10 protein-coding genes are annotated in these 8,994 nt (G+C 41.3%); all 10 read left to right on the plus strand.

Annotated elements, in window-relative coordinates; all coding sequences use genetic code 11:
• The coding region (locus tag AAF462_06830; protein ID MEM7008834.1) for an ATP-dependent acyl-CoA ligase at positions 1–435 on the plus strand (435 nt) is incomplete at its 5' end.
• Positions 436–487: 52 nt separating this feature from the next.
• Positions 488–1,159 (plus strand): hypothetical protein, encoded by a 672-nt coding sequence (locus tag AAF462_06835; GenBank protein MEM7008835.1) that lies wholly within the window; start codon positions 488–490, stop codon positions 1,157–1,159.
• 27 nt (positions 1,160–1,186) lie between these two features.
• On the plus strand, positions 1,187–1,564 hold the full coding sequence (locus tag AAF462_06840; GenBank protein MEM7008836.1) for a hypothetical protein: 378 nt from the start codon (positions 1,187–1,189) through the stop codon (positions 1,562–1,564).
• A gap of 202 nt (positions 1,565–1,766) precedes the next feature.
• Positions 1,767–3,185 carry a hypothetical protein gene (locus AAF462_06845; protein ID MEM7008837.1) on the plus strand — a complete coding sequence of 473 codons (1,419 nt, stop codon included), beginning with the start codon at positions 1,767–1,769 and terminating at the stop codon, positions 3,183–3,185.
• Between the two features lie 68 nt (positions 3,186–3,253).
• Positions 3,254–4,192: a DUF1152 domain-containing protein gene (locus AAF462_06850; GenBank protein MEM7008838.1), complete on the plus strand. Its 939-nt coding sequence runs from the start codon at positions 3,254–3,256 to the stop codon at positions 4,190–4,192.
• 206 nt (positions 4,193–4,398) lie between these two features.
• Entirely contained in the window at positions 4,399–5,673 is a 1,275-nt protein-coding gene (locus AAF462_06855) for a cation:proton antiporter (protein MEM7008839.1), read from the plus strand.
• 23 nt (positions 5,674–5,696) lie between these two features.
• Positions 5,697–6,215, plus strand: coding sequence for an ATP synthase F0 subunit B (locus AAF462_06860; protein MEM7008840.1), 519 nt, complete (start codon positions 5,697–5,699; stop codon positions 6,213–6,215).
• Positions 6,212–6,769 (plus strand): ATP synthase F0 subunit B, encoded by a 558-nt coding sequence (locus AAF462_06865; protein MEM7008841.1) that lies wholly within the window; start codon positions 6,212–6,214, stop codon positions 6,767–6,769. Before AAF462_06860 ends, AAF462_06865 begins: the two co-directional genes overlap by 4 nt.
• Positions 6,748–7,290 (plus strand): ATP synthase F1 subunit delta, encoded by a 543-nt coding sequence (gene atpH / locus AAF462_06870; protein ID MEM7008842.1) that lies wholly within the window; start codon positions 6,748–6,750, stop codon positions 7,288–7,290. Before AAF462_06865 ends, atpH begins: the two co-directional genes overlap by 22 nt.
• A gap of 54 nt (positions 7,291–7,344) precedes the next feature.
• Complete coding sequence (gene atpA, locus AAF462_06875; GenBank protein MEM7008843.1) at positions 7,345–8,862, plus strand: F0F1 ATP synthase subunit alpha; 1,518 nt, start codon at positions 7,345–7,347, stop codon at positions 8,860–8,862.
• Positions 8,863–8,994 lie beyond the last annotated feature (132 nt).

An 8,994-nucleotide genomic window follows, 5' to 3' on the forward strand; every position in this document is an offset into this window, starting at 1 on the left:
AACTTCTGGTTTCACACAGGAGATGCAGGCAGGATGGACAAAGACGGCTATATCTATTTTGTTGACCGCGTAAAGGACTACCTAAGATGTAAGGGTGAGAACATAAGCTCCTTTGAAGTTGAAAAGATAGTCGGCTCACACTCAGATGTAGAAGAGTCAGGAGCAATCGGAGTAAAAGCTGAGAGCGGAAAATATGCCGAAGATGAGCTCATGATTGTAGTTGTACCAAAGAAAGGGAAGACAATTGATCCAATTAAACTCATAAAATATTTAGAGCCCAAAATGCCTTATTTTATGATCCCAAGGTTTATTAGATTTGCCAAGTCGCTCCCAAAAACCGGAACCCTTAGAGTGCAGAAAAATAAGCTTAGAGAAACCGGCATTACTAAAGACACATGGGATATGAAAAAAGCAGGATATAAAGTTAAAAGATAAATTATATATAGTGTAGAATGTTTTTAGTCAGAACATTTACAAGGAGGAGAATATGTGCAGGATATTTCCAGTAATATTTTTGGCGGTATTTATCATAATAGCATCATCTCTAAGCTCCATAGCCGATGACTCAATCGGAGTAGCTGAGTTTCGTAAGCTCTATGACAGCCTCCTATCCGGCAAAACACTAGTTAATGAGACGAGCGTTGACGGATTAGTAATAAAAAAGGAAAAAATATACGGCAGTGCAATAGACACAGGTGATGGGGAGTTTGATGTCCCGGTTACTCAGATAGTCACTTATACCAAAGACGGTGAGCAGCAAGTTCAAGCAAAGGTTAAGATTATTGACCGAGTAAATGATCTCGGCGGTAAAGCTATTATTCAAGAAGAGATAACCAGCCTAAGTGTACTAGAAGCAGGAGATAAAGTTCCCGAAGAGGCGATTGGAACCGAGTTTGGCGGGATATACAGAGTTGGTAAGAATGACCAAGGCGGTTTTGATGTCCACAATTTTTCATTAACCCCATCAGTAGTAATCGAAGACGATAAACTCTCTCTGGCAGGATCGATGATTACATATTCCTGCTCAGCCCAGGATGCTAAAACTGTCTGCGACTATACAGTTAGAGACTTTGAGCTCGGAGAATATGTGCCAAATAAAGGATATAAAATCGGAAATCCAATCGGCGGTGATTTTACCGAGACTTTTACAAGTAAATAACTCTCAGTAAAAACGGAGGCAAAAGTTATGAAAAAAACAATATACATAATCGCACTACTAGCAGTATCCACTTCTTTTGTATTTGCAGATCCGGTCATTGACCCAGAAAGTATTACTAACACGGATAAATACTATAGAGACAACGCAGAGTGCCAAGCGCTGGCCAAAGAGAACAAGGGCGGCGTGGGGAATGTGGCTAAAGATACCGCAATCGGAGCGGGTGTGGGCGCTGGAACAGGAGCTCTTCTTGGCGCCATTGGCGGAAGCGTGGGTAAAGGTCTAGGCATTGGAGCAGTTGTTGGCGGCGTTGCCGGCGGAGGAACAAGCATCTATAAAAATCACAAGACCTATGACGAAATATACAAGAACTGCATGAGGGGCAGAGGGTACAGAGTTTTAAACTAACCTAAAAGGCTGATCTCTAATGCAATTCCTTATTGTAATCCCGGTTCTTTAGATTGGACCGAGGAATACTACAACAATACCAAAACGTTAGAACATGAATCTTTTTCTAATTTCCCAAATCTAATTCTTTATCACTGACCTAACATCTAGCGGACTTTTGATTTTTTTTATAAAGTGTTAGTGTATGCTGAGGGGAAGAATTATGATAAAAAGGCTAAGTGTTATATTTCTAATTTTTTTTCTAATAGGCTGCGGCGGAGCTGATTATACAACTCCAGACTTAGGCGGTCTTTATACCACGGCTGCCAGAAGATCGCACGATCAGGGCAATGCAGTGATTGTAATACCAGGAATACTTGGCTCTAAATTAAGAGACAGCGAATCTGGACAGCTAGTATGGGGCGCGTTTGAGAAGAGCACGGCAGACCCTGAGTCTCCAGAAGGCGCCAGACTGGTTGCGATCCCGATGAAAAAGGGAGCTCCTCTCTCTGAGTTAACAGACAGTGTTCATTCAGACGGCGCACTTGATAGAGTGAGAGTGTCACTGTTTGGTCTTCCAATTGAGCTAAACGCTTATGTAAACATCTTAAGCACCCTAGGGGCCGGCGGATATTTAGATGAGTCCTTGGCTACGAATAAGTCTAATAATATTGATTATGGGGATGACCACTTTACATGTTTTCAGTTTGATTATGACTGGCGGCTTGATAACGTCGAGAATGCAAAGAGACTAAACGCTTTCATAGAAGAAAAGAGAGAATATATATTAAATGAATATAAAAAGCGCGGTATGCCAAAAGAAGATGTAAAGTTTGATATTGTAGCCCACTCAATGGGCGGGCTATTAACTAGATATTTTCTCAGATATGGAGATCAGGATCTGCCCCAGGATGGCTCTACTCCTGAGGTCACATGGGCAGGCACCGAGCACATAGATAAAGTAATTATTATAGGCACTCCAAATGCGGGCGCAGTAGGAGCTGTTGAAAACTTATTTGCAGGAAGGGATTTTGGACCATTCCTGCCAAAATATGAGCCTGCAATTATAGGCACTATGCCCTCACTTTATCAGCAGCTTCCAAGAACTAGGCACAGAGCGATTTTGGATCAGGACCGCCAGCCAGTTGATATAATGGATGTTGATCTATGGATTGAAAACGGCTGGGGGCTTGCAGATCCCAACCAAGATAAAGTGCTTAAGTGGCTTTTGCCGGATGTATCGGACCCAGAGCAAAGAAGAGAAATAGCAATCGATCATTTAAGAAAATCTATGGCACGAGGAAAACAGTTTCAGCAAGCAATAGATCAACCGGCGACCCCACCTGAGCGTCTTCAGCTTCACCTTCTTGCAGGCGATGCAATTCCTACTGGTTCAGCAGTAACAATTGACGACTCAGAATCTCACTTTGAAGTTACTGACTTCTCACCAGGTGACGGCACGGTGACCCGAAACAGCGCCCTTATGGATGAGAGAACGGGCGGCGTCTGGCAGCCCTATCTTCAGTCCCCTATTAAGTGGACGAATGTAATGTTCCTTTTCTCAGATCACTTAGGATTAACTAAAGACCCCGGCTTTAGCGATAATGTGCTGTATATCCTTCTAGAGCAGCCAGTTCAGTAGACCGGCTTTATTTAACAAATCTTTTCTGTACTATTTATAGGCATATCAAATAGCCCGGAGTTAGAATTTTGCCTACAACAAAATCCTTAAGAGAAATTATTAAAAACTCACATAAAGCCCTTTTAATCGGAATCGGCGGCGGAGGGGATATAGTTGGGACGATCCCTACTGCGGATCTGCTTGAGATGTTTGGGATTGAGTGCGTATACGGCGGTCTTTCATGGGAGCGCTCAGTTTTTGACCCAGAGCCCGGGCCAAGAGATTTTCATGAAATACAGAACATAAGAAAATGCAATGAGATAGTGTGGTTTGCAAATAAGGACAGCGCTACCTTAAGCGGTGTTAAGTTTGCGGAGTCAGGGTTCTCAGAAGTTCTTGGAGTACAAACCCTTCTTATAGGCATACAGCAAGGACCTAAAGCAATCGCAGAAGGTATACTTGATGCTGCAAATAAAGTAGGCGCAGATTTAGTGATTGGAATTGATGTCGGTGGGGACGTAATTGCCCAGGGTGATGAGCCGGGACTCATGAGCCCGCTGGCAGACTCAATGATGACGGCTGCATTTGCTTTACTTGAAGACGAGATCACAGCAATAATAGGGCTTTTCGGCTTTGGGAGCGACGGGGAGCTTACCCAAAGTGAGCTTGAGTCTTCAATGAGACTTGCGCTTAAAAACGGAGGCGTTCTAGGTAGCTGGGGAATTACTCATGACGCTCTTTCCAAGCTTGAAAAGGTCATAGCTACTGTACCCACTGAAGCAAGCCGGCTTCCTGTCCTATATGCCAAAGGGGAATTTGAGGAGACCAAAATAAGGAGCGGTACAAGGCATGTGTCCTTATCAATTGCATCAACAGAGACATTCTATTTTTTGCCTAGCGTTATTTATGAGAATTCGAAAATGGCAAAATGCGTCTCAGACTGCAAATCACTTGAAGATGCCAACGATTGCCTTCACTGCATAAATATAAGGACTGAGCTTGATTTAGAGCGCGATAAGCTCAAATAAATATCGGTTAAAATTAATTTTTCTTTAACACTTTTATGGTAGAGTTGAAATTTTAGAAGAAATGTAAAAAAGTCCAATCATTGCATTAACAAAGACTATTTTCGTTCTAATTTTCATAACTGTTGGTCATAAGTTTGACACTCAGATTTAATCGTGTTAAATACTTACGATTTTTTAAAAATTATCCTAAGGAAAACCACTCTTAGATGAGTATAGAAGAATCGGGACATCTCTCGGTAGAGCAGTTCTTTTTAGCACTAGTTTGCATACTTGTATTCTCCAAGATATTCGGGGAGTTAGCAGAGCGTATCAAGCAGCCATCAGTGCTTGGCGAGCTTGTCGCGGGAGTAGTTCTAGGCGGCAGTGTCCTGGCAATTGTACCTTCTGTCTCCGGGATGATTGGTTATGACACCTTTCATCTGCTGGCTGAAGTCGGCGTCGCAATTCTCTTATTTGAAATCGGTTTAGAAACAGACCTTAGAGATCTAATTAAAGTCGGATTTAAATCCACGCTTGTGGCAATAGTCGGTGTGGTTTTGCCGTTTGCACTTGGTTTTGGAAGCATAGTAGCTTTTGAGCACATGGGGCTTTTAGGCGGATCAGACCCTAACTTAAACTTTCTTATTGCCCTCACCGCAGGCGCTACACTTACTGCTACTAGTGTTGGAATTACAGCAAGAGTCCTCTCTGATATGAACAAGCTTCAAAGCGGCGAGGCAAAGATTATCTTAGGCGCAGCAGTAATCGACGATATTTTAGGATTAATAATTTTAGGTGTTGTAAGTGGTCTAATACAAGCATCTTCAAGCGGCGATGGAGGTAGTGTTTCCACACTTAGCGTTGGCATAATATTCCTTAAAGCTTTTGGCTTTTTGATAGTCGCAATTGTAGTTGGAAACCTTATTTCTAAAAAGCTCTTTGACCTTATCGAAATGATGAGAGTAAGGGGAGTTTTACTGCTCAGCGCACTTTCTTTTGCGTTTATCTTTGCTTTTCTGGCAAGTCTGGTAGGCTTAGCTCCTATTGTTGGTGCATTTGCTGCCGGACTGGTGCTTGCAAATACAAATCAGTTTAAGACGATTGAGCATAATTTAAAGCCTGTTTCTGATTTCTTTACGCCAATATTTTTCATTATGGTAGGAGCAGCTGTGGATGTTTCTGTGTTCAATCCTTTCGTCAGCGAAAATATACCAATATTATTAATTGCCCTGATACTATTTGTGGTAGCAGTAATAGGTAAATTCGTCAGTGGTTTTGTAATATTTGAAAAGGGTATTAATAAAAGTGTAATTGGAGTGGGTATGATACCTAGGGGGGAGGTCGGGCTAATTTTTGCCCAGGTAGGTCTTACCTACGGAGTATTTAACTCACAGCTATTTTCAGCTGTCACAGTTATGGTAATGTTAACGACGTTTATAGCGCCTCCGCTGCTTAAAGTGATGTTCTCAAAAGACGAAGACGCTGCGGAACATGCTGCTTAGGGACAAGTAAGGAGAGATATATAATGAACTTTTCGAAAATAAAAAACTTAATATTAGCCCTCTCATTATTAGCTGTTTTAACAACTACTTCATATGCTGCATCAGGGGATTTATTAAGCGTTAACTACACCGTATTTATTCAAATCATTATTTTCCTCGCAGCAATATTTATTCTAAACAAATTAGTTTTTAAGCCTTTTATAAGCCTTGTGGACAGACGTGACAAACTCACAAGAGGAGCGATTGAAGAAGCTCACGAACTAGAGGAAAAAGTTAAGGCAATAATGGAAGATTATGATGCAAAGCTAAGTGAGGCCAGATCTTTGGCAATAGAAGAGCGAAATAAGCTCATTGCAGAAGGACAAAACGTTGCTCAGGAAATTCTTGGCGAAGCCAGAAATGAGACAGGCGCTCTGCTAGACGAGGCCAAGGTTAAGCTTGAGGCTGAGACAAAAGAGATAAAAGAAAAAATTAAATCTGATATTGATAGTTTGGCAGGAGAGATAGCCACTAAAGTTTTAGGTAAGGAGGTAGGGTCTTGATAGATTTTGCAATATTAGACTTAGTACTCGCAAACGCCTCTGAAGGTGGTAACACCTTTAACTGGGGTTATGTATTCAGACACACTGTAAATTTAGTAATACTATTAGGAATATTAGTTTATTTCCTTAAAGATTCTGTAAAGAATTTCCTACACCAAAGAAAAAACTCAATAAGCAGCGAGATAGATCACGCCCAAAAAACAATTGCTGAGGCAAAAAGCAAATACGAAGAGTATGCCGAGAAATTAAAAGGTATAGAAGATGAAGTTAATAACATTAAAGAAAGCATTGTAAAGCAGGGTCAGGCTGAGAGGGAAGAGATATTAAAGCAGGCCAGCATTGCATCTGAGAATATCAGAAAAGAGGCTCAGGAAACAATCAAGTTTGAAGCCGAAAGAGCAAAACAGGAAATACAAGATGAAGTAGTGACAATGGCTATTGCAATTGCTGAAAAAGTAATAAAAGAGAATTTAACTGAGACTGATAAACAGAGATTTGTTGAAGACTTTACTAACAACATAGGTGATGAATCATGGCGTCAATCGCAACACTAAGAGACCTCTCAGAAGCGCTGATTGAGAGTGCTAAACAAGAGAACAAGTTAGACAAGATCACTTCAGACATGGAAGATTTTTACGATGTTCTCTCTGGTAATCCAGAGCTTAAAAATGTTCTGTGGAGTTCTACCTTCGAACTTTCAGAAAGAGAGCAGGTAACAAAGGATATTGCTACTAATAGAGGATACGATAATCTAACAGCTAATTTTTTAGGACTAGTATTAGAGCTCGACAAGTTCAAATCATTACTAAATTCTGAGCAGACTTTTATACAAAAGTTAAGAAAAGCATCAGGGAAAATTATGGCCGAAATCACTATGGCTACAAACCCTACCCCGGAAGATTTGAGCAAAATAAAGTCCAAATTAACTCAGGTAATGGGTCAGGAAGTAGAGGTTACTTCCAAGGTTGATCCACAGATAATTGGCGGAATTATTGCAAAAGTTGAAGATAAGGTGTTCGATGGTAGTATAAAGACCCAACTTGAGAGAATAAGAGGTGTGCTCTCACAATCTTAGAGAATAAATATTAAGAAAAAAGTAAGAGTTTATAAAGTATAAGGAGTCTATACGATGCAGGAAACGAAGATTGAAGAAATTGGCGAAATATTAAAAAACCGAATTAAAGGTTATGAGACCAAGGTAGAGACATCAGAGATCGGAACTGTAATTTCTGTTGGTGACGGTATCGCAAGGTCTTACGGTCTTGATCAGGCAATGGCAGGTGAGCTCGTTGAGTTTAAAAGCGGGATCATGGGCCTTGTACTAAACCTTGAGGAAGACAACGTTGGTATCGCACTCTTTGGTGAGGACACCGAAGTACAAGAGGGAGATATTGTAAAGCGTACAGGTAGAATCGCTGAGGTTCCTGTGGGCGAAAATATGAAGGGCAGGGTGGTAAACGCTCTTGGACAGCCTCTTGACGGTAAAGGTGAAATCACAAGTGATGAGACAAGACAGATCGAGGTTAAAGCTCCTGGTGTTGTTTACAGACAGTCTGTGAGCGAGCCGCTTCAAACCGGAATTAAATCAATCGACGCTATGATACCAATAGGTAGGGGCCAAAGGGAGCTGATTCTTGGTGACCGTCAGATTGGTAAGACTGCAATCGCTATAGACACAATAATTAATCAAAAAGAAGAAGACGTATACTGCATCTATGTAGCAGTAGGACAAAAACAATCAACCGTTGCTCAGGTTATGGACAAGTTAAAAGAGCACGGCGCTATGGAGTACACAACAATCGTTGCTGCTACAGCAAGTGACCCGGCGCCGTTTCAGTTTATCGCTCCTTACACAGGCTGTGCGCTAGGAGAGTATTTCAGAGACACAGGACGCCATGCACTAGTTATTTATGATGACTTAACAAAACACGCATGGGCTTATCGTCAGCTATCATTGCTTCTAAGAAGACCTCCTGGACGTGAGGCTTATCCTGGAGACGTATTCTATCTCCATTCCAGACTACTTGAGCGTGCTGCTAAGATGAGAGACGAAGACGGCGGAGGATCATTAACCGCGCTTCCAATTATTGAAACACAAGCTGGAGACGTTTCCGCATACATTCCTACAAACGTAATTTCTATTACTGATGGTCAGATTTATCTTGAGAGTGATCTTTTCTACTCTGGTATTAGGCCTGCTATTAACGTTGGTCTTTCAGTATCAAGGGTGGGTGGATCAGCTCAGATTAAGGCGATGAAAAACGTGGCCGGTACTCTTAGACTAGAGCTTGCTCAGTACAGAGAGGTTGAAGCGTTTTCCCAGTTTGCATCTGACTTAGACAAAGCAACCCAGGCTCAGCTAGCTCGTGGTAGCAGACTTGTGGAAGCTCTTAAACAAGGTCAGTATGAGCCGCTTGCGGTTGAAAAACAGATTCTAATTATTTATGCAGTGACAAATGGATTTGTTGATGACTACCCGGTCTCTGCTGTTAACAAATATGAAAAAGAGCTCTACTCATTCTTTGAGTCAAGCTACTCCAACCTACTTTCTGAAATTAAAACTAAGAAAGTAATTTCCGATGAACTTGAGGAGAGCGTTAAGAGCGCTTTAGGTGAGCTTAAAAATCAACTAGGAGATCTATCTTAAACGATTAGAGATAAATTTCTCGATATAGAAAATTATGGCAAGTTTACAACAGATCAAAACAAAAATAAGCAGTGTTAAAGGCACAAGCCGAATTATGAGCGCTATGAAGCTGATATCAGCTGTAAAGCTAAA

It is taken from the genome of Thermodesulfobacteriota bacterium, from assembly GCA_039028315.1.
GTDB lineage: Bacteria > Desulfobacterota_D > UBA1144 > Nemesobacterales > UBA2774 > CR02bin9.

What these genes read in the sequence shown, in the direction of transcription:
- atpA (MEM7008843.1), top strand. Translation starts at nt 7,345, where the DNA reads ATGCAGGAAACGAAGATTGAAGAAATTGGCGAAATATTAAAAAACCGA.
- atpH (MEM7008842.1), top strand. Translation starts at nt 6,748, where the DNA reads ATGGCGTCAATCGCAACACTAAGAGACCTCTCAGAAGCGCTGATTGAG.
- AAF462_06835 (MEM7008835.1), top strand. Translation starts at nt 488, where the DNA reads ATGTGCAGGATATTTCCAGTAATATTTTTGGCGGTATTTATCATAATA.
- AAF462_06860 (MEM7008840.1), top strand. Translation starts at nt 5,697, where the DNA reads ATGAACTTTTCGAAAATAAAAAACTTAATATTAGCCCTCTCATTATTA.
- AAF462_06840 (MEM7008836.1), top strand. Translation starts at nt 1,187, where the DNA reads ATGAAAAAAACAATATACATAATCGCACTACTAGCAGTATCCACTTCT.
- AAF462_06845 (MEM7008837.1), top strand. Translation starts at nt 1,767, where the DNA reads ATGATAAAAAGGCTAAGTGTTATATTTCTAATTTTTTTTCTAATAGGC.
- AAF462_06855 (MEM7008839.1), top strand. Translation starts at nt 4,399, where the DNA reads ATGAGTATAGAAGAATCGGGACATCTCTCGGTAGAGCAGTTCTTTTTA.